Here is a 19,444-nt window from a genome sequence, read left to right on the forward strand (position 1 = left end):
ATCAATTAAAAGACGTCACGATGGACGTTCCCGTCAGTGCATTCCGGCTCATCGCCTGGAACAGACCATTCACATCAGACAGCGATACTTCGCTGTTCACCATTTTCCCCGGGGTCAGTTTTCCCTGCGCCACTAGCGGAAGCAATGACGTGTACCGCTGGACCGGCATGCCGAAAGCGGTTAAGAAACGGATTTCCTTTGTCAACAGTTCATTGGCCGGAAGTAAAACCTTCCCTTCATTATTGGAGATGACTCCGATTTGCAGGTGCCGTCCGTCCTTCTGCAGACTGCCGATGGAACTGAGACAAGTTTCCGTCCGGCCGATGGCGTCGACGGATATATGGGCACCGCCGTTCGTCAGCTCACGGATCGCTTCCGCGGGGTCCGTCTTGCTGCTGTTGATCGTATGAACAGCGCCCATTTTCTTTGCCAGTTCCAGATTCCCTTCGTTGATGTCCACGCCGATCACTGCGGCACCCATGGCGGCAGCTATATTGATGAGGGACAAGCCGACCCCGCCGCAGCCATAGACCGCCACCCATTCGCCCGGCATCAGCTGCGCGCGGTCGACGAGGCCGTGAAAAGCCGTCATGAACCGGCAGCCGAGTGCCGATGCATCCAGATAGCTTACTTCGTCCGGCAGATGGATCACATTCCTGTCCCCCATCGGGATGGCCACATATTCCGCGTAGCCGCCATCATGCGTGATACCCGGGGATGATCTCGAATCGCAAAGATGGCTTCTTCCGCTCAGGCAGTACGGACAGGAACCTTCACTTCCTGTAAACGGGCTGATCACCCTGTCGCCTCTTTTGAAGTTTGTAACGTTTTTCCCCACTTCTTCTACCGTACCGCTGAATTCATGTCCCAAGATGCGGCCGATGAAGGCCCCTTCCTTCCAGAAATGCCAGTCGCTTCTGCATACGCCGTTAGCTTTTACTTTGATAATGACGCCATTTTCATCAATAGTCGGATCTGCGACATTCCGGACTTCACAATTCTCCTTATCCGTCAGTACAAGCGCTTTCATAAATTCCCCTCCTCACTCGGTACGGTTTCCTTGGCCTTCGATGAGATAAGATCGAATCCTCCATACTTCTCGGCTGCGACGCGGTCACAGATATTCCGGTAATTGTCGACTCCGCCGAGATAAATCAAGAACCCGCGCGGCTTCCCTTCGATATTTGCCCCGGTGTACCAGGAATCCACCTTTGAATAAAGCGTACTGTCGGCTACTTCCCTGCAATGCCTGCTCCATTCTTTTTCTGCATCCTGCTGGGCCTCGATTGCTTCCAGATCATGGTCGCGGATATACTCGATGCAGTCGCCGATCCATTCGACATGCTGTTCAATGGAGGTCGGCACATTCGACAGGACGGAAGGACTTTCAGGACCGGTAATCATGAAGAAATTCGGGAAACCGGCATTCGCAATCCCCAGATATGTCCTGGTATCAGCACCATCCTGCCACTTATCTCTCAAAGAGAGCCCTTCCCTTCCGCGGATATCGATGCCGAATAACGGACCGGTCATCGCGTCGTAGCCTGTGGCAAACACGATGATGTCGAGTTCATATTCACTGTCCGCGGTCTGGATTCCGCGAGGCGTAATGCACGTAATCGACGCTTCTTTCACGTCCACCAGCTGGACATGATCCATGTTGAACGTTTCATAGTAATCCGTATGCAGCACCGGTCGTTTTGCTCCGAAGTAATAGCGCGGCTTCAGCTTTTCGGCAAGTTCCGGGTCTTTTATGGTTTCCGCAATCTTCGCATGCACGAAATTTTTGACGGTTTCATTGGATTGTTCATTCCGCATGATGTCGTTGTACGTGAGGTTCAGGTCCACCAATTTGCCGCTGTTCCATGCTTCCTGGTAATGTTTTTCACGATTTCCGGTTGTATCTTCCATCGCGGAGAAATCATTTGTCATTTTTTCGAGATAGCCGTTCCTCGATTCCCTTGTCTGTTTGCGGATGCCTGAATAATTGTTCTTCATTTCTTCAATGAACGCCTCATCGTACTGGAAATTTTTTGCCGGTTTGGCGTATGCCGGCGTCCGCTGGAACACATATAATTGTTCCGCCCTGCGGGCGATCACCGGAATTGACTGAATCCCGCTCGACCCGGTGCCGATGACGCCTACGCGCTTGCCTGTGAAGTCCACATCCTCATGCGGCCAGCGGCCTGTATGGTACATATCCCCGGTAAAACTTCCGATCCCTTCGAACTTGGGTATATTCGCGCTCGACAGGCAGCCCACGCCAGTAATGAAGTACTTGGAGGACAGCCGCTCACCGTCATTGGTTTCGATATCCCACCTATTCACATTCTCATTGAAATGTGCAGACTTGATGCGGGTGTTGAATTGGATATCCTTGCGCAGGCTGAATTTATCCGCCACGAAGTTCAGGTAGCGGAGAATCTCTGCCTGCTCGGGATAGCGGGAAGACCAAGTCCATTCCTTGAACAATTCTTCCGAAAACGTATAGTTATAGATGATGCTTTCCGAATCACAGCGCGCTCCCGGATAACGGTTTGCATACCAGACACCGCCGACGTCCGGCGCCGCCTCATATGAGCGGACGGAAAAACCCGCTTCGCGGAGCCTGTAGAGCATATATAAGCCCGAAAAGCCCGCTCCGACGATGACCGCATCCAATACCTTCACGTTGTTTGATATATTCATATCTTCAGCTCCTCTTTTTTCTTTCTCTCAGTCTGTAAAAAGTCATGGATCGCGGAGATCGTCTGGCCGATTCTCTCAAGGAAGACTCCCGCATTGGTGAAATATGCATGGATCATGCCGGATTCACAGCGGTATTCCGCAACGTTTCCAGCCTCTTTCAGCCTGGCTGCATACTGCTCCCCTTCTTCCCGCAGAACATCAAATTCCGCTGTCACGATTATGGCAGGCGGCAGCCCGCCGAGATCCTCCGCACGCAATGGAGAGATATACGGCAGCTGCCTGTCTTTTTCCGAACGAATATAGTGGCTCCCGAACCACTTCATCAAATCTGCATCCAGGCCGAATCCCTCGGCGAACTCGGTGTACGTCACCGTGTCATGGCTTAGATCCGTGACCGGGTATAAAAGAATCTGGGCTTCGGGAACAGACGTGCCCCGGTCTCTCGCCATCATGGAAACGACCGTTGCCAAATTGCCTCCCGCGCTGTCACCGCAGACGGAAATATGCGAAGCATCGCCATTCAGGGAAGCGGCATGTTCATATACCCACTCCAAGGCTTTATAGGCATCTTCAGCAGGTGCAGGAAATTTGAATTCGGGAGACAGCCGGTACTCGGCGGATATGACGATACTGTTCGTGCCGTTCGCCAGCATTCTGCAGCTCGCATCCGAAAAGCTCAAATCACCGATCACCCAGCCGCCGCCATGATAATAGACGATGACCGGAAACGGGCCCGTCCCTTCCGGCGTATATATACGAAGCGTGATTTCCTGTGCCTGATCCACTTCTATCTTGATGTCCTCTATTTTTGAAAGGGCTTCCAATTCTACTGCCGGGCGCGGTATCGATGCCAAAGCATCCCTCGCTTCTGTTGGTTTCATGTGTTGGATCACCGGCAGTTTCCTGAAATTCTCAAGGAACCGCTTTGATTCTGCTGCCAATCCGGACATATGCATCCTCCTTTTTCTTTCCTCATTAAAGACTAGTTGCAAGTTTCATGCCAAAAAGTCTGAAAAGTTGAAATGACAAGCTAAGTGCTGAATAAACAGCCGTGCACCGCGGACAGGACTGCGTCCGAGCAAATAGGAACGTCCCTGCTGCCGTTCCCGCGCAGCAAAAGACCTCCCAATCCCCCTGCAATCCCCCTTACAATTGAGCACTAAAAGAATCACTTGATTCCCAAATGAATCAACTATCCCGCCATTCCTCTTCATTACTTCCTATTGCCATAGTAACGGCACCGCCCAAATTGTTTCGGGACCTGGTACCTCCCGCTATCTCCCATCCCCCCGCACTGCCGCGTCATTCCTCCACAAATACCAGAACGCGCAAAGCACGAACAGCGCCGCCGCGAAGAATGGCACTTGGGGCTGAAAGATTTCGCCGAGTTTGCTCGCCATGAACGGTGCGATGGCTGCTCCTATGAAACGCAAGAAGCTGTAGCCGGAGGATGCGGTAGCCCTGTCCAGCGCGGTGGCATCCATCGCCGCCGATGTGATGAGCGTATTGGTGATGCCGAGGATGAAGCCCGAGGCGATGGCCGTTGCCGCCACCGCCTGCCGGTTATCCGCGAAAAGGCCGATGAACGCCAGATCCGCAGTGAGCGCCAGCAGCATGAAATATACGGATCGCAGAGTCCCTAGCCTCTCCTTCAGCCATGGCGCGACGAACACGGATGACACCGCGAGCATGACACCCCAGCCGAGGAACACGAAGCCGAGACTGCGCGTAGTCATCCGCAATACGAAGGGGACATAGGCCATGATCGTGAAGAACCCGATATTGTACAGCGCGGCCGACACACCCCATATGCGCAGTTTCCGTTCCTTCAGCGCCTCGAGCGGGATTTTCCACATGCGGGAAAGTGCCGGTCCGCCTGTTTCCGCATATTCCTCGCGATCGGGATTTTTCAGGAACAGTGCAAGCGCCGCCATCGTAACGGTCATCATCGAGGCGATCGCGAAGAACGGCAGCTGCCAGGAGACGGTCCCCAGGATCCCGCCGAGCAGCGGTCCGATCGAGATGCCGATGCCGACCGCTGCTTCATACTGGATGACCGCTTTGTCGACGCCTCCCTCGCAATAGGAGACGATGAGTGCCAGAGCCGTGGCGATGAAGCAGGCATTGCCGAATCCCCACACGCCCCGCAGTGCGACCAGCACCCATATATGGTCCGTAAAGCCGCTCGCCAGGGAGACGGAGACGATGATCGCCACTCCCAGGATCAGCGTCAGCTTATAGCCGAACCTTCTCGCCAGTATGCCGGTGAACAGCATGGAAAACGCCATGATCAGATTGTAGCTGGTCAGCATCAGGCTGACTTCGCTCGGCGAAGCACCGAGCTGCTGGGCGATTCTCGGCAAAATCGGGTTGATCAGCCCGATCCCCATGAACGCCACTGCACAGGCTGCAATTACCGCAGCTGCCGGCGCCGACAGCTGCCAGGGGATGGTTTTCCGTCCCCGCGCCTCCTCAAGCAGGACTGTCTGCTTATCCGCGTTCATGAAATCACTCCCTTTCTATGTTCCGGCTCGGCCGGTCCCGCAAAAAGCCGGACAGCCCGTGCATCGCTGCAGCGTAACTGTCCGGCAGGTAAATGCCCTTATTTAATCAATCCGGCTTCCTTCATCAGTGTTTCATTCTTGCCGGAGGCATTCTGGATGATTTCCTTGAATTCTTCCGGGTTCGCGTAGGCGCCTGTGAGCATCTGGTTTTTCATGATGTCATCGAGCTTGCCGCTGTCGAGGATTTCCTTGACGCCGGCGTGGATGATCTCGATGATTTCATCCGGCGTATCTTTCGGCGCGATCAGGCCGGCGTAGAAATCGCTTTTCGCTTCCAGGCCGAGATCGTCCGTATTCGGGATGTCCGTGTAGAAATCGGTAGGGCCTTTCGTGTCCGTCGTGAACAGCAGCGGGCGGATGTTGCCGCCGGTTTCCGTGTCCGGGCTCAGGATGGCACTTTCGATCTGGCCGGTCATCAGCGCGTTCTTCAGATCCGCCACACCTTCAAACGGAACATGCTTCGTTTCCACTCCGAGTTCCTTGCTCAGCTGCTCCATGGCGATGTGGCCGGAGCTGCCCGTGCCGCCCGGTGAAGCGTACGTGAACTTGCCCGGATTCTCCTTCACGTAAGCCAGCCAGTCGTCATAAGTCTTCAGGGGGGAATCGTCCAGCACGGTGATTGCCGTGGCGATGTCATATACTTTGGCAATCGGCGCGAAACTGTCGATCTGGTAAGCTGTCTTGCCGTAATGCGGCTGGATATCCAGTCCGGAACTCGTCGTGAAACCGAGCGTGTAGCCGTCCGGCTTGGCCTTCGCCACTTCCGTGAGGCCGAGCGTCGTACCGGCGCCAGGCTTGTTGATGACCGCCACCTGCTGCTTGTCCGGCAAGTACTGCGGCAGTTCCTTCGCGATCGCACGCGCCATGACGTCCGTGGATCCGCCCGGCGGGAACGGCACGACAATTTCAATCGGCTTCTTCGGATAATCGGAAGCGGCCTCCGCCTTGCCTTTGGCGCCGTTGGAGCAGCCTCCTGCGATCAGCAGCAGGATCAGCGACAGTAACAGTAGATTTCTTTTCATAGTAATTCTCCCCCTGTATATTTCGAATTGGTTCCAGCAACTTACCTGTTCGTTTGTTTCTCCAATTGCACGGCATACCGCCCGTCATCACGCATATACACCATTCCGCGGCTTTCGAGCACGTCCAGATGCCCCGCCGTTTCGGAAAGCACGGTGTACGGCAGTTTAGCATAATGCCTGGCGTACACTTCCCGGCAGACAGTATCCACCGAGGCCGTTTCCAATGAAGAGAGCACCTGCAGGATCCTGGCGCAGTTGCGTTCCACTTTCCGCCGCCTGCCCTCGATCCAGCTTTTCCCGTCCGTAAACACTTCGCCATGTCCCGGGAAAATCAATGTGCCTGCCTCGCACGGGATCTTCGCCAGCGAGTCCATATACTGCAGCAGCGGCTTGGCCCTTGCCGCCTCGCCGGCCAAAGGCGGTTCCACGTAAGCGGTCGGCGCGATGTCCGGCAGCAGTACATCCCCGCAGATCAGCAGCCAGTGTTCTTCGTTATGCAGACAGATATCCAGCCGTGAGTGTCCGGGTGTCTCGAGTACGTCGAACCAATAGTCCCCCGCCTGTATCCGGTCGCCTTCCCGCAGGAACTTGATCCGCTCCAGATCCAGGAACTCAGGATAAAACCGTCCCCAGACCCGGATAGCGGGGGCCGCTCCCCAGCCGGCGAAGCAGCCCCTCATATAGCGGGCCAGACGCTCCTGCTCTTCTTTCCATCCGTCCGTACCGGCGAATGAATCAACAGCCTGTCCATGGACATAGAGCGTGGCGCGGCTCTGCTCCATCAGCCCCGACAGCAGGCCGACATGGTCCTCGTGCAGGTGCGTGAGGATGATGCGGTCGATATCCCCGACGCCGAGCCTGAGATCAGTAAGCCGCTCTGTCAGCTGCCGGAAGCACTCTTCACTGTTGAGACCCGTGTCGATCAGCGTCACGACAGCTCCTGTCAGTACATATACATTCACAGTTTCCTTGCCGGATCTCAGTTCAATCCTGTGAATACCGTGCATCGCCGGCACCTTCCTTTCAGAGCAGATGTTTTTACACCTTCGCTTTTCTCCGCTCCACGCCGAGCCAGTCGGCATATTCCTCCTGCGTCATCACTTCGCGCCCTGCAAGTTTCGCCATCAGCTTCGCCGCCTCGAGCTGCTCCAGGTTGCTCTTGATCAGGTCATCGCGGTGCGGCCACTTCCAGACCGTGTCTTCCATGCCGACGCGGACGTGCAGGCCGAGAATCATCGCGAACATCGTCAGGTAGGAAGAGGCCCTGCCTGCGCCCGCCACCATGATGCGGCTGTCTTCATCGATATCGTAGATCACTTCCACCATGCGCATCAGGCCGTTGACCATCTGGCGCGGATTGTGCATCGGGCTGCAGCCAGGCAGTGCCGGTAGGATGATCCATGTATACGGCTTCTGCAGCAGGCCGGAGTCGATCAGATAGCGCTTCGCATTGTCGATATCCGCATCGGTATAGACCGCGAGCTCCACTTTCAAGCCCGCCTCCTGGATGCGCCGCGTTTTCTCGATCATGACATGCGGCGGCTTGACGAACATGCTGTCCCCGTTGAACGCGGCGAGCGTATTGACCGGCACGGCATCGAGCGTTTTCCGTTCCAGCACTTTGTTCATATTGTCCCATTCTTCCTGGCGCGTCGCCACCATGCATCCGTCGATCATCGCACTCGGATACTTCTCCCGCAGCGGATCGACGATGGACTGGAATGCGTCCGCATCGAGCACGTTGAAGCCGTTCTCATCGCGTGCATGGAGGTGGACGGTCGTCGCGCCTGCCGCCAGGCACTCGTCGGCGGACTGCAGGATGCTGTCATTGTCGACCAGCTGATCCGGATTGTCGTTCTGTCCGAAGAATGCGCCCGTCATCGCGGCGGAAATCGCCACTTTCTCCGGCACCGGCCACTTCGGCATCACTTCGACATCCGCGAATACGGACTTGAACGGGTCGATGATTTCCGGAATCCCGTACGGCTTCCACACTGCGTAATACCCGTCCTTCTTCCCTCTGTGCTCTACGTATTTCCAGTTGATTTTATCCGACATAGTATCTTCTCCTTTTTCCAGTTGAATGGTTGTATTTATACAGTCATTGCTTCACGCAAATGATGCTTCAGTATTTTGCCGACCGGATTGCGCGGCAGCTCGGTCATGATGCGCAGGTGCTCCGGCAGTTTATAGGAGGCGATTTTCTTGTCGCGCAAAAATGCGGACAGCTCCTCGATCGTGACGTCCTGCCCCGCTTTCGACACGATGCAGGCGCACACTTTCTCCCCGAGCACTTCATCCGCCATGCCGATGACGGATACTTCGGCCACTTTCGGATGGCTCTGGATGAGGCCCTCTAGCTCCAGTGGGGAGATGTTCATACCGCCGCGGATGATGATATCCTTGGAGCGCCCGACCATCCGGTAGAACTTGTAGTCTTCGCCGGGACCGACGATTTCGAGCAGATCCCCTGTGCAGTAGTAGCCGTCCTCGTCAAATGATTTCCTTGTCAGGATATCGTCCTTCCAGTAGCCCGAAAATACGCTTGCCCCGCGGATCCTCAGCTCGCCGGGCACGCCCGGTTCCACGATCACTTCCCCGGTCTGCAGGTTCACGAGCTTCGTCTCGATCCGCTGCGCGGTGCGGGAGATCCACGTGTAGTCCTTCACACCGTAACGCGGGAAGAAGTGCGCCCGCTTTTCGTAATCCGGCATTTCGATATGGCCGCTCGAGAAGGATGTGCCTTCATTCGAGCCGAAGAAGTTGATGACGTGGATGCCGTACTTCTCATGCCACATGCGGATCATCCACGGGGACAGCGGCGCCGACCCCGAACCGAGCCTCCTGAGCGAGCTGACATCAGTGCCGGCAAGCAGCTCCTCATCCTTCAGCAGCATCGTCAGGATGGCGGGCGCTGCCATCGAATAGGTGACCCGCTCGGTCTCGATCTGCTCGAGGAAGACTTGCAGATCGAACGGGTGGTGCTGGACGAGCCTGCAGCCGGTCAGCAGCCAGGGGACGAACAGGCCGGCGATCCCCGCCATGTTCACCATCGGGAACGGGTTCATGATGACATCGCTTTCATTCAGTTCCGTCAAGTCGATGGAAGCGTACGCGGAGCAGTACCATTCGTTCTGGCTCCTCGGCACTCCTTTCGGGGCGCCTTCCGTGCCGGACGTCCAGCAGATCGTGAAGATATCGTTCGCGGTCGGCTTGCGCGCTTCCAGCTGTTCGTTCAGCGCGATCCTGCTGTAGGAGATGTTCTCCAGATCCAGCTGCACCGCTTCATCCGGAACATTTTCTCCCCAGGCCAGCACCGTTTCCAGCGAAGGGACATTCGGTTTCATGGAAGCGATGATCTTCGCGTTTTCCCTGCCGCGGATCCGGGACATCGTGATGAACGCTTTCGCTTCCAGCCGGTTTAGCAACTGCTCGAGTTCATACTCCCTGTACTGGACAGGCAGGGGGCTGACGACCGCCCCTACCCGCATGATTGCCAGGAACGCCGCGACAATCTCCACACTGTTCGGCAGCTGCACCGCCACGACATCATCCTTCTGGATATTATTTTCAATCAGCACCGCCGCCAGCCGGTTCACTTCGTCTTCAAGCTCCGCGAACGTCAGCTGACGCGGGGCGCCGTCGGTGATCGAAGCGCGGTTCAGCGGGTCGGCCACTGCGGGCTTATTCGGGGATCTCAGCACGTTCCGCTTGAATAAGTCATCGAAAGTGACAGTTGTCCACCAGCCCTTTTCCGTATACTCTCTGATTCTCTCTTCCGAACTTAAAATCAAATCGCTCAGCTCCCTTACCTGTTATCTGTGATCATCAGCCCTCAAAGCTGGTCGCCCTGCACCCACGTCGCATGCGCGCCCATCGGAACGCGCTGCGGCATCTTGATCCTTGCGATCGGGCCGAGCGAGAAATGCTGGGCATCGAGGATCAGCAGCTCCGAGCGGTCTTCGATCTCATCGTAGACGAACGTCAGCACATAGCCGTCATCCTCCGTCTTCGAGTTGATGCGCGGTGCGAATGCCGGTTCATTGCCGTAGCGCCCTTTGCCGAATAAATACTTCTCCGATTTCGCGCCGGTCGAAATATCGTATTTCGCGATGCCCTCGAATGAAACATCCTCTTCCGGCGAGTAGAGCACGTGATAGGAATAATTGGACTTCCTGCCCGCATAGCTCAAGTTCACGACCGGGAACTCGCTGACCATATCGTCGAGCGGCCCTTCCGTCACCTTCCCTGTCTTCAGGTTGAATCTCCAGTAATACATATAGGCCTTCAGCTTGCGGATTGCGGACATCCTGCGCACCCAGTCGCTGCGCTTGATGTGCGAGATATCCGGGATCGGCTCGGGCATCCGGCAGCCCACCATGACGACCTCGTCGCCGTCTTCCCAGGAATTGACGACGTGGTAGATATAGCATGGCTTCGCCTCGAACCAGCGCAGCTGATCGCTCGTGCCGTGTCTCGGGATGATGCCGAACCTCGCCGGCAAATCGCGGTAGAACTTGATTTTGTAGCGGCCGTTCTTCAAAGCCTCCTCGTCATGGAACAGCGGCAGGTCCATCAGGATGGAATAGTGCTTCGTGAACGCCATGTCATGCGGCAGACGCGCACCCGGTAGGTTGATCGGCACGCAGGTCGTCAATTCCCCGTCCGCGGACACGACGCCGTAGGTCATGTAAGGCGGCTTCGTGAAGTAATCGAAGAACAGCATCTCGCCGGTATGCTCATCCACTTTCGCGTGTGCGGATACTTTATCGAGCAGCTTCCCTTTGAATGTCTCCTTGCCGATCGTCTCGAGCGTCTTCGGATCCACTTTATAAGGAACACCCGTGCCGTAGTACAGTGTCAGCAGGTTGGAATTGTGGAAGATGACATCCGTCCAGGACGTATCGCGGATCGGCATGTCGGCCGGATTGTTCTTCGGATCTTCGAACAGTCCGCCCCACAGCGTCTGTCCCGCCGCTTTCTCCCTCTCGAACACTTCCGTCTGGATATATTTGTTGCGGTAGCTCACCCTGCCGTCTTCCACGTACACCGCATGCAGCATGCCGTCTCCGTCATACCAGTGGTGGCGTCCTTTCGGCTCGAATTGCGGGTTCGGGCCGTTGCGCACATAGGAGCCGTGGAAGTCATTTGGGACGTGGCCTTCCAGCACTTCACAGTCCAGGATGTCGAGCTCCTGATCGATCGGCGAATAAAGCTTTCTGTGCAGATACGGGTTATGTTCGTTGATGGATCCCTCTATAGAATTTTTTCCTGTCATGGAATGTACCATTCTGATCACTCATTTCATTAGTATTTTTTCTGCCCACGGATTCGGCTGCTGCGCCCGTTCAACTGCTTCCTCATACTCTGTCCGGAGCTCCGAGATGATGTCAGAAGCGCTCTGGATTTTCCGGATCGTGCCTACCCCGTGCCCCGCAGACCAGACATCACGCCATGCTTTCGGCCTGCCCTCGCTTTTATCGAACGTCAGATTCTCGAGATCGAAACCGGCCCTCTGCAGACTCGGCTTCAGCATATTGGCATGCACGCCGGTGACCGCATTCGTATAGACGACATCCTCCACGGAGGAATCGAGCAGCATTTCCCGGTATTCGTCGCACGCCATGCTCTCGGTCGCTGCGATGAACTTCGAGCCGATATAGGCCAGGTCCGCCCCGAGCGTCTGCGCCGCCAGGATTCCCCTTCCGGTCGAGATGCTCCCGGCCAACACGAGGATGCCGTCCCAGAATTCCCTGACCGCATCGACAAAAGCGAATCCAGCGATCGTGCCCGTATGGCCGCCTGCCCCCGAACTGATCAGGATCAGGCCGTCGACTCCGGCTTCCGCCGCCTTCTTCGCATGCTTGACTGACGCCACATCCGCAAACACGAGACCGCCGTAACCATGGACGACGTCGACGACTTCCGCCGGGCTGCCCAGACCCGTGATCACGATCGGCGCTTTATGTTTGACGATCAGCCTCAGCTGATCCTCGAGACTGTGCGCTTTGCTTTTGATCAGAATATTGGCCGCCCACGGAGCGATCGTCTGATGCGGATTTTCCGCCTTCGCTTTCTCCAGCTCCGCGGTGATGGTCGTCATCCATTCATCCAGCACTTCGATCGTCCGCGCATTCGGCGACGGGAAGGCGCTGATGACTCCGCTCTTGCAGCAGGCAAGCACCAGTTCCGGACCGGTCACGAGGAACATCGGAGACGCAATCATCGGCAGCACGGTATGATCGGTAATACTTGCCGGTAATCTATTATTCATGTAGAAATCCCCTTTCAGCAAAATGAATCAACTTGCTTGCATAACTATATTGCAAGAAGCGTGCCAACTTTGAAAACGCCTTCATGTACATGTTTTCTCATCAGCAGCAAGAAAATCGGATACAATTTCGATTCGTTTAGGAATCAATTGAATAGTTTTCGAATCGATACGGTTATTCAACATATTCACTTACTGTATTTTCCATTTTCTTTCATTGCTATTTTACTGATTAGTCATATAATTGATTATATAAGGAATCATTTGATTCCTTATATAATCAATTGCTGAAAGGAGATGCTTATGGACTATCAAACTCTTTATGATATTTTCCAGAACAGCTATGACGGGATTCTGCTTCTCGACAACAGCGGCTATGCTGTCACCGCAAACGAATCCTATACACGCATCACCGGCACGCCGCTCCATGACGTCATCGGCAAAAATTACCGAGAAGTGACGAGCCTGCATGACATGGTCACGCCGAAGGTGCTCGAGCAGAAGCGCCCCGCCACGATCATCAACTTTGTCAGAGGCAAAGGCATTCTCGTGACAGGCAACCCGGTCTTCAATGAAACCGGCAAGATCACCCACGTCGTGATCAACGTACGCGACATCTCGATGCTGAAAAGCGTCAATATCGAAATGCTGCTGTCCATTGCCTTGAAGGAGCTGCACAGCCCCGCCAAACCGGAAGAGGAAGCATCCATCCCCGTCAAGGCAAGCGGGCTGATCTCCAAAAGTGCCTGCTTCAACAAAGTCGTCCAGATGGCATCCAAGATCGCCAAGGTCGATACGACGGTGCTGCTGCTCGGGGAATCGGGAGCCGGCAAAGAAGTCATCGCCAATCTCATCCACACGCAGAGCAACCGGGCGGATAATCCGCTCATCAAAGTGAACTGCGCTGCGATCCCGCATAACCTGCTCGAATCCGAGCTGTTCGGTTATGAAAAAGGCGCGTTCACGGGGGCGGATAAAAAAGGCAGGCCAGGGCTGTTCGAACAGGCCGATAAAGGCACGATTTTCCTCGATGAAATCGGCGACATCCACCTGGACATGCAGGTCAAGCTGCTGCGGGTGCTGCAGGAACGCGAAATCACGAGGATCGGCGGCACTTCAAGCATCCCCGTGGACGTCCGGGTGATCACCGCCACCAATAAGGACCTCGAAGACATGACGGAGAAAGGCGAATTCCGGAAAGACCTGTTCTACCGGCTGAATGTCGTCCCGATAGCGATTCCTTCATTGAAAGACCGGCAGGCGGACATTGCGCCCCTGGCATTCGACTTCCTGAACCGGTTCAACGAAAAATACCAGCAGAACAAAAAGCTGCATCTCATTACCGTGCAGGTGATGGAGCAGTATGAGTGGCCGGGGAATATCCGCGAGCTCGAAAACTTGATGGAGCGGCTGGTTGTCACGCTCGACCATGATGAAATCATCTGGGATGATCTGCCCTTCGTGCTCAAGGAGCCGCCGAAGCCTGAAAACATCCCGCTGAAGCAGCTCCTGCAGGACGTGGAGAAAAAAGTGATCTACCAGAAACTCGACGAATACAAGACGACGAGAAAAACAGCGGAAGCACTCGGCATCAGCCAGTCCGCGCTCGTCAAGAAGCTGCAGAAATTTAAGGAAGACTCCTGATTCGGCAAAAAGCCTTGCTTCTTTCATTCAGAAGCAAGGCTGTTACTGCTGTTATGTTAAAAAGACGGCTGTTCACCGGCATGCCCATCCGCTGATAAGCTCCGCACACCGTCCGGGCTGTTCGAGCGGAATCATATGCCCGGTATTCTCGATGACTGCGAATTCGGCATCTTCCGCGGCATCCGCCATCTTCTTCATCAGCTTCGCCGGGATGATGCGGTCCTGTTCCCCCGCGATCAGCAGCTTGGGCAGAGGGGACTCGGCGAAAACGTCCGTCCGATCGGGTCTTGCCATCGTCGCTCCCGTATGCGCCGCATAGCGTTCAGGCCCGTAATCGCGGATCATCTCCGACTGGGTGTCCATCATCTCTCCATCTTCCAGATGGGCCGGCAGGAACATATAAGGAAGGGACTCCTCCACCATGTCCTTGAACCCGCCGTTCTCCGCCCGCTCGATGGAGGCCTTCCGCGCGGCGATCTGCGCTTCTCTGTCCGCAAACGCGGAGGAAGCCGCCAGGCAGATTCCTTCAATCCGTTCCGGCGCCCTGTCGAGCATCGCCAGCGATACATAGCCGCCGAACGAAAACCCGCATACATAGAACGTTTCCGGAAGCTCCGCCAGCAAACGCTCCGCGATTTCCTCCACCGTATCACCGGCTGGCACTTCGACCGCATGCGCCCTCACCGATGAAGGCAGCTCCCGGATGACGCCGTCCCACACCCTCGCCGTATTATTCAAACCGTGTACGAACACTATATTGACCATTCATGATCATCCTCCTGTTTGTTTTCATTGATGGACCGATTCACCTTCCGCTTCCCGGCGGTGCGTTAATTTCGCCAGCTTGCGGTCTTTCAGCGTGTTCTTCAGCGCCACGAGCAGAATCACCGCCACTACCGCCGCCAGCACAACGAAGATCGGCCGGCCGAAATAGAAGCTGATATCCCCTTGCGCCAGGATGATCATCCTCCGCATGCTTGTCTCAATGATCGGGCAGAGCACGAATGCGAGGATGAAATACGCGACCGAGAAATCGAGCAGCCGCAGTACATACGCAATCACCCCGAGCACGAGCGCCAGCCACAGATCGAAGTGGCTGTTCTGCGACGTGTACACACCGATCAGCGAGAATACGAGGATCGCAGGCACGAGGAACGACTCCCTCAGTACCAGGATGCGCGCGAACAGGCTTGTCATGAACTTCCCCATGATATACATGCCGACCGTCGTGAACATGAAGCCGATGAAGATGGCATTGATCAGTTCCGGATTGTTTTTCAGCACTTGCGGTCCCGGCTGGATCCCGTGAATGATGAACGCCCCTGCGATGATGGCAATGGAAGCCGAACCCGGAATGCCTAGGGTCAGCAGCGGAAGGAGCGCCCCGCCGACCGTCGCGTTATTGGCCGATTCCGGCGCCGCGATGCCGTCCGGATTCCCCTTGCCGAAGCTCAGTGGATCTTTCGCGGTCTTCTTCGCCGCCATGTAGGCGAACCAGCTCGACGCATTCGAACCGAGCCCCGGTATGATGCCGACGACTGCTCCCATCAGCGAGCCGATGCCGATCGGCTTGGCGACTTCCCTCAATTCCTTGAAGGACAGCTTGACCTTCAGTTCCTTCGACAGCAGCTTCCGTTTCTTATTCAGATCGCCCGAAATCATAGAGAAAATTTCCGTGAAGGCGAACAGTGCCACTACGAGCGCGATGATGTTGATGCCGTCCGACATCGCCAGCACGCCGCCGGTGAAGCGGGGCATGCCCGTGAACATATCGATTCCGACCGTCGCGGCCATCAAGCCGAGGATGATCGAGATGGACGCTTTGACGGAATCCGCGGAACCGAGAGCCGCCACAGCCAGCAGGCCGATGACACCGAGCATGAAATATTCGGGTTCGCCGAGCTTCAGGGCAAACGCCGTGAGAGGCTTCGACAGGAAAATCAGTACCAGACCGCCGAACAGGCCGCCGATCGTGCTCGCCGTTAGGGAATAGGCCAGCGCTTTCCCCGGCGATTTATTCTGCGCGAACGGCTGTCCGTCCAGCTGGGTGGCTGCAGCCATGGCCGTTCCCGGTATCCCGAGCAGGATCGCCGAGATGGAGCCGCCATACTCCGCGCCCTGGTATACGCCGAGCAGCATCAGAATGGAAGGCAGCGCCTCCATATTGTATGAAAGCGGTAACAAAAGTGAAATTGCCAGCATCAGTCCGAGTCCCGGAAGTGCACCCATCAGCATGCCGACGAACAGGCCGATCAGGATCGCCATGCCGCTGGTCAAGAAAATCGATATATCCATAACTGCTTCACCCTTTTCTTTTGGAGTCTAGTATTATTCCACTGTATGGAAGCCCGTTTTCTCAGAAGTCGATATACATCAGATTGTTGAACAGAAAGTAGATGAAAAGAATCAGTCCGGCAGACACTGCCAGATTCACGAGCGCCAGGCGGGACAGCTTCATCCCGATCGGCTTGCGGTAGATCGTAAACAGCACGAACAGCAGAAGGAACGTCAGCACATAGAAGTATCCGGCGAACTGCCAGATCAGAAAGTACGCGATAACGATCCCGATCGTCAGGGCGATTTTGCCGATCCCCTCAAAAGAGACCGTCTCCTCCTCTTTCTTCAGCCTCTTCAGTATCCCGACGACGCAGAAAATAATCAGCACGGTCCCGAGAAGCATCGGGAAGAATGAAGACTTCACTTCCCCTTCTACCGCTACCTCGTACAGGCCGTTCGCGGAATAAATATAGTAGCCGCCGAGTGCGCTCAGCAGCAGCAGCACGATAATGTCCAGTTTCTTCTTGCTCATCCTCTTCCACCTCTTTCGTTAGTCTCTGCAGTGCTCACAGCGGCATTGCCTGCTCCAGATGCTGCTTGAACCAGCGGACCGCCTCACCGCTGGAATAGTCGAATTCCTTCACGTACGGATCAAAATGCCCGCCGCGCAGCAGCGCCAGCCGCTTCGGCTCCAATGCCTTTTCATATGCCTTGAGCGCCAGATCCGCAGGCGTCACCGTATCCTCCGTCCCGACGATCATCAGCAGCGGAACCGGACTGACCATCTCTATCAAATGCCCGGGATCATACCAGCGCGAGTATTCCACGGAGCGGAGCGTCACTTCATTCGTCCAGTTCGGAGACAGCATGCCCGCCGTCATATACCAGTCCGCCGCCTCGCCGCTACCGTAGATCGACCGGTCCGCCGCCTCCAATGAAGCGACCGTACGCACGGCCGGCTGCCCACCTTCCATCCTGCAGAGCCGGTCCTCCTGGAAGGAAGCATGCAGCGCCTGCACCTGCTCCGCGGGCACCCGGCGCTTCGAGCTTTCCGTGCCGCTGACCGTTGGCACCTGCGAAACTGCACAGCGGACTCTTTTATCCGCTGCCGCCACGGCCAGCACATGCCCGCCGCTGTAGCTGGTGCCCCAGATGCCGATGCGGTTTTCATCCACTTCCGCAATGGAGCCGGCATATGTGATCGCGTGGCGGTAATCATCGATCTGCCTCCACGGATTCACTTCATTGCGCGGTAGGCCGTCGCTGTCCCCAAAACTTCGGTAGTCGAAGACGACCACTGCAAATCCGGCCCCCGCAAAACGCTCGGCATAGCGGTCCAGATACATCTCCTTCAGGGCGCCGAACCCGTGCGCCATGACAATCACCGGCAAATCCTCCCCCGCCGGCAGATACAGCCAGCCCCTGATCCGATAATCTTCGGTGCCAAATGATATGTCTTTCCTTGTGAAAGCTTCCTCGCGATGAGCGGGTGCCTGCTCGGTCTGCTTCATTCCTTTCTCCTCCATCCTTAAAAGTTCCATATGCGGAACTTTGTTTTATTTTCATTAAAATATACACGCCGGAATTCTATTTGTCAATGCAATAATTATAAATATTCAGTTTTAATTAATGAATAATTGCACCAGTGTCACATAAATAAGCTCGCAATATTCCGTCAATGTTTTTTGTCTTTAAGGAAAAAAACGAAGACAGCTGAACAGTGACAGTCAACATCCATTTTTTCACTATACCTATTGGCTACTGTTACAGAAACGGATTGCCATGTTTACAGCACATTTTTATCCTCAAACTTTCGAATCCAAACATGCGCAGACTTCCATAAAGACGCCTTTAAATAGCGGCTAATCTGCAAATAGGTTCGTTTACTTTTTGTCCGTAACTGCGCCAGCACATTTAAGCAGTAGACAATCATCGCCAAATACACTTGGTTGTGCACGCCCTGTTCGCTCTGTGTGTAGAATTTCTTGATGTTCAAATGTTGTTTCATCCATTTAAAGAACAGTTCAATCGCTCAGCGAGACTTGTACAGTTCTGCGATTTCATCTGCAGACAAATCGAAACGATTCGTTACCAGGTTCAGTTGGTTGCCTTTTAAATCCAGTACTTTCAACAAGCGGAACACATTTTCTGATCGGTTTTGCGTGGTGCCGATCACGACCATTTCATCCGACAACACGACAGTATCTTCCGGCAGGTTGAAGTGTTCAAGTGTCCGTACGACTGCGTTTTTTCGCAGACGAGAGACGAAGAAATAGCCCTCATCTGTCATGCGGTCAAACCGTTCGTAATCCAAATAACCGCGATCAAACACATACAGGCACTCTTTGTCATCGACCAGTACTTCCAGCTGGCCACGATCGTGTTCCTTGGCGTTTGTCAAAACTGCCTGGTCAGGATAGGAATAACCATTTTCCAAGAACACAAGCAGCAGATGAAGCTTGATACCGGATTTCGTTTTTCGGAATTCCGCCCAGCGGTGGTTATTCAAATTCAAGGGCAGTGTACTGGAATCGATGATTTTCAGTGGCGTCGTCCGTTTGCGTCGCGTCTTAAAATCCGTTGCTTCATGGATCTGTGACACCAGATCAAGAAAATGGTCTGGAAGAATTCCGTCGGCACTTGTCGAAGACGCCTGCCCAGCTGCGAGAAGCTGATGGAATCCAAGTTCGTGGCTTCTTGAAGTTCTTCAGAAAAGACACTGTCACTGACGGCACGTAAACTTTCCGTTTCATGAAGCTGTGCGTACAAAAGTACGTTCATAAACGAAGCCATATGTAGCTTCTTTGTATAGTGATCGAGACAATGGAGCTGAACCTGTTCCGCAAATAATTCGTTGGAAATCGGTTCTGCCCATTGCTCAAATGCTGTTTTTCGTGTATTCTTATCCATGAGATTGTCCTTTATTTTGGATTTGGATGGATTACTGCCTCCAAGCCATTATAAAGGATTTTTTTATG

General features: G+C 54.9%; 15 protein-coding genes and 1 pseudogene. 1 reads left to right on the forward strand and 15 read right to left on the reverse strand.

From position 1 onward, the window contains the following. Position 1 precedes the first annotated feature (1 nt). From CSV73_RS09725 to CSV73_RS09770, 10 genes are all read right to left on the reverse strand, one after another. Entirely contained in the window at positions 2 to 1,030 is a 1,029-nt protein-coding gene (locus CSV73_RS09725; RefSeq protein WP_099627391.1) for a zinc-binding dehydrogenase, read from the reverse strand. Next, positions 1,027 to 2,688, reverse strand: coding sequence for a flavin-containing monooxygenase (locus CSV73_RS09730; RefSeq protein ID WP_304442430.1), 1,662 nt, complete (start codon positions 2,686 to 2,688; stop codon positions 1,027 to 1,029). Before CSV73_RS09730 ends, CSV73_RS09725 begins: the two co-directional genes overlap by 4 nt. Beyond that, positions 2,685 to 3,638 carry an alpha/beta hydrolase gene (locus tag CSV73_RS09735; protein WP_099627392.1) on the reverse strand — a complete coding sequence of 318 codons (954 nt, stop codon included), beginning with the start codon at positions 3,636 to 3,638 and terminating at the stop codon, positions 2,685 to 2,687. Before CSV73_RS09735 ends, CSV73_RS09730 begins: the two co-directional genes overlap by 4 nt. A gap of 324 nt (positions 3,639 to 3,962) precedes the next feature. Further along, entirely contained in the window at positions 3,963 to 5,192 is a 1,230-nt protein-coding gene (locus CSV73_RS09740) for an MFS transporter (protein ID WP_099627393.1), read from the reverse strand. Positions 5,193 to 5,290: 98 nt separating this feature from the next. After that, the gene (locus tag CSV73_RS09745) at positions 5,291 to 6,274 is read right to left on the reverse strand and encodes a Bug family tripartite tricarboxylate transporter substrate binding protein (RefSeq protein ID WP_099627394.1); all 984 of its coding nucleotides are present in this window, start codon (positions 6,272 to 6,274) and stop codon (positions 5,291 to 5,293) included. Positions 6,275 to 6,315: 41 nt separating this feature from the next. Beyond that, positions 6,316 to 7,281: an MBL fold metallo-hydrolase gene (locus CSV73_RS09750; RefSeq protein WP_158232333.1), complete on the reverse strand. Its 966-nt coding sequence runs from the start codon at positions 7,279 to 7,281 to the stop codon at positions 6,316 to 6,318. 31 nt (positions 7,282 to 7,312) lie between these two features. Next, a complete protein-coding gene (locus CSV73_RS09755) occupies positions 7,313 to 8,332 on the reverse strand; it encodes a 3-keto-5-aminohexanoate cleavage protein (RefSeq protein WP_099627396.1) in 1,020 nt (339 codons plus the stop codon). A gap of 35 nt (positions 8,333 to 8,367) precedes the next feature. Next, a complete protein-coding gene (locus tag CSV73_RS09760) occupies positions 8,368 to 10,068 on the reverse strand; it encodes a class I adenylate-forming enzyme family protein (RefSeq protein WP_099627397.1) in 1,701 nt (566 codons plus the stop codon). 41 nt (positions 10,069 to 10,109) lie between these two features. Beyond that, positions 10,110 to 11,552, reverse strand: coding sequence for a carotenoid oxygenase family protein (locus CSV73_RS09765; RefSeq protein WP_199093045.1), 1,443 nt, complete (start codon positions 11,550 to 11,552; stop codon positions 10,110 to 10,112). A gap of 21 nt (positions 11,553 to 11,573) precedes the next feature. Further along, complete coding sequence (locus CSV73_RS09770; protein WP_099627399.1) at positions 11,574 to 12,548, reverse strand: NAD(P)H-dependent flavin oxidoreductase; 975 nt, start codon at positions 12,546 to 12,548, stop codon at positions 11,574 to 11,576. Positions 12,549 to 12,848: 300 nt separating this feature from the next. Here CSV73_RS09770 and CSV73_RS09775 point away from each other — a divergent pair, with 300 nt between their 5' ends. After that, a complete protein-coding gene (locus CSV73_RS09775; RefSeq protein ID WP_099627400.1) occupies positions 12,849 to 14,189 on the forward strand; it encodes a sigma-54 interaction domain-containing protein in 1,341 nt (446 codons plus the stop codon). Between the two features lie 72 nt (positions 14,190 to 14,261). On the opposite strand, the gene CSV73_RS09780 is transcribed toward CSV73_RS09775, so the two are convergent. The 5 genes and pseudogenes from CSV73_RS09780 to CSV73_RS09800 form a co-directional block, all read right to left on the reverse strand. Further along, on the reverse strand, positions 14,262 to 14,954 hold the full coding sequence (locus tag CSV73_RS09780; RefSeq protein WP_099627401.1) for an alpha/beta fold hydrolase: 693 nt from the start codon (positions 14,952 to 14,954) through the stop codon (positions 14,262 to 14,264). 24 nt (positions 14,955 to 14,978) lie between these two features. After that, positions 14,979 to 16,484 (reverse strand): tripartite tricarboxylate transporter permease, encoded by a 1,506-nt coding sequence (locus tag CSV73_RS09785; RefSeq protein ID WP_099627402.1) that lies wholly within the window; start codon positions 16,482 to 16,484, stop codon positions 14,979 to 14,981. A gap of 61 nt (positions 16,485 to 16,545) precedes the next feature. Then, complete coding sequence (locus tag CSV73_RS09790) at positions 16,546 to 16,998, reverse strand: tripartite tricarboxylate transporter TctB family protein (RefSeq protein WP_099627403.1); 453 nt, start codon at positions 16,996 to 16,998, stop codon at positions 16,546 to 16,548. 34 nt (positions 16,999 to 17,032) lie between these two features. Further along, on the reverse strand, positions 17,033 to 17,977 hold the full coding sequence (locus CSV73_RS09795) for an alpha/beta hydrolase (RefSeq protein WP_099627404.1): 945 nt from the start codon (positions 17,975 to 17,977) through the stop codon (positions 17,033 to 17,035). Between the two features lie 275 nt (positions 17,978 to 18,252). Beyond that, positions 18,253 to 19,376, reverse strand: a pseudogene (locus CSV73_RS09800) (IS4 family transposase). Positions 19,377 to 19,444: the final 68 nt, after the last annotated feature.

It is taken from the genome of Sporosarcina sp. P1 (genome assembly GCF_002743155.1).
Lineage (GTDB): Bacteria > Bacillota > Bacilli > Bacillales_A > Planococcaceae > Sporosarcina > Sporosarcina ureae_B.

Excerpts from the sequence above, each read along its gene's own strand:
- CSV73_RS09740 (WP_099627393.1), bottom strand. The coding sequence starts at position 5,192 with ATGAACGCGGATAAGCAGACAGTCCTGCTTGAGGAGGCGCGGGGACGG.
- CSV73_RS09735 (WP_099627392.1), bottom strand. The coding sequence starts at position 3,638 with ATGTCCGGATTGGCAGCAGAATCAAAGCGGTTCCTTGAGAATTTCAGG.
- CSV73_RS09775 (WP_099627400.1), top strand. The coding sequence starts at position 12,849 with ATGGACTATCAAACTCTTTATGATATTTTCCAGAACAGCTATGACGGG.
- CSV73_RS09725 (WP_099627391.1), bottom strand. The coding sequence starts at position 1,030 with ATGAAAGCGCTTGTACTGACGGATAAGGAGAATTGTGAAGTCCGGAAT.
- CSV73_RS09745 (WP_099627394.1), bottom strand. The coding sequence starts at position 6,274 with ATGAAAAGAAATCTACTGTTACTGTCGCTGATCCTGCTGCTGATCGCA.
- CSV73_RS09795 (WP_099627404.1), bottom strand. The coding sequence starts at position 17,977 with ATGAAGCAGACCGAGCAGGCACCCGCTCATCGCGAGGAAGCTTTCACA.
- CSV73_RS09730 (WP_304442430.1), bottom strand. The coding sequence starts at position 2,688 with ATGAATATATCAAACAACGTGAAGGTATTGGATGCGGTCATCGTCGGA.
- CSV73_RS09755 (WP_099627396.1), bottom strand. The coding sequence starts at position 8,332 with ATGTCGGATAAAATCAACTGGAAATACGTAGAGCACAGAGGGAAGAAG.
- CSV73_RS09785 (WP_099627402.1), bottom strand. The coding sequence starts at position 16,484 with ATGGATATATCGATTTTCTTGACCAGCGGCATGGCGATCCTGATCGGC.
- CSV73_RS09790 (WP_099627403.1), bottom strand. The coding sequence starts at position 16,998 with ATGAGCAAGAAGAAACTGGACATTATCGTGCTGCTGCTGCTGAGCGCA.
- CSV73_RS09770 (WP_099627399.1), bottom strand. The coding sequence starts at position 12,548 with ATGAATAATAGATTACCGGCAAGTATTACCGATCATACCGTGCTGCCG.
- CSV73_RS09780 (WP_099627401.1), bottom strand. The coding sequence starts at position 14,954 with ATGGTCAATATAGTGTTCGTACACGGTTTGAATAATACGGCGAGGGTG.
- CSV73_RS09750 (WP_158232333.1), bottom strand. The coding sequence starts at position 7,281 with ATGCACGGTATTCACAGGATTGAACTGAGATCCGGCAAGGAAACTGTG.
- CSV73_RS09765 (WP_199093045.1), bottom strand. The coding sequence starts at position 11,552 with ATGACAGGAAAAAATTCTATAGAGGGATCCATCAACGAACATAACCCG.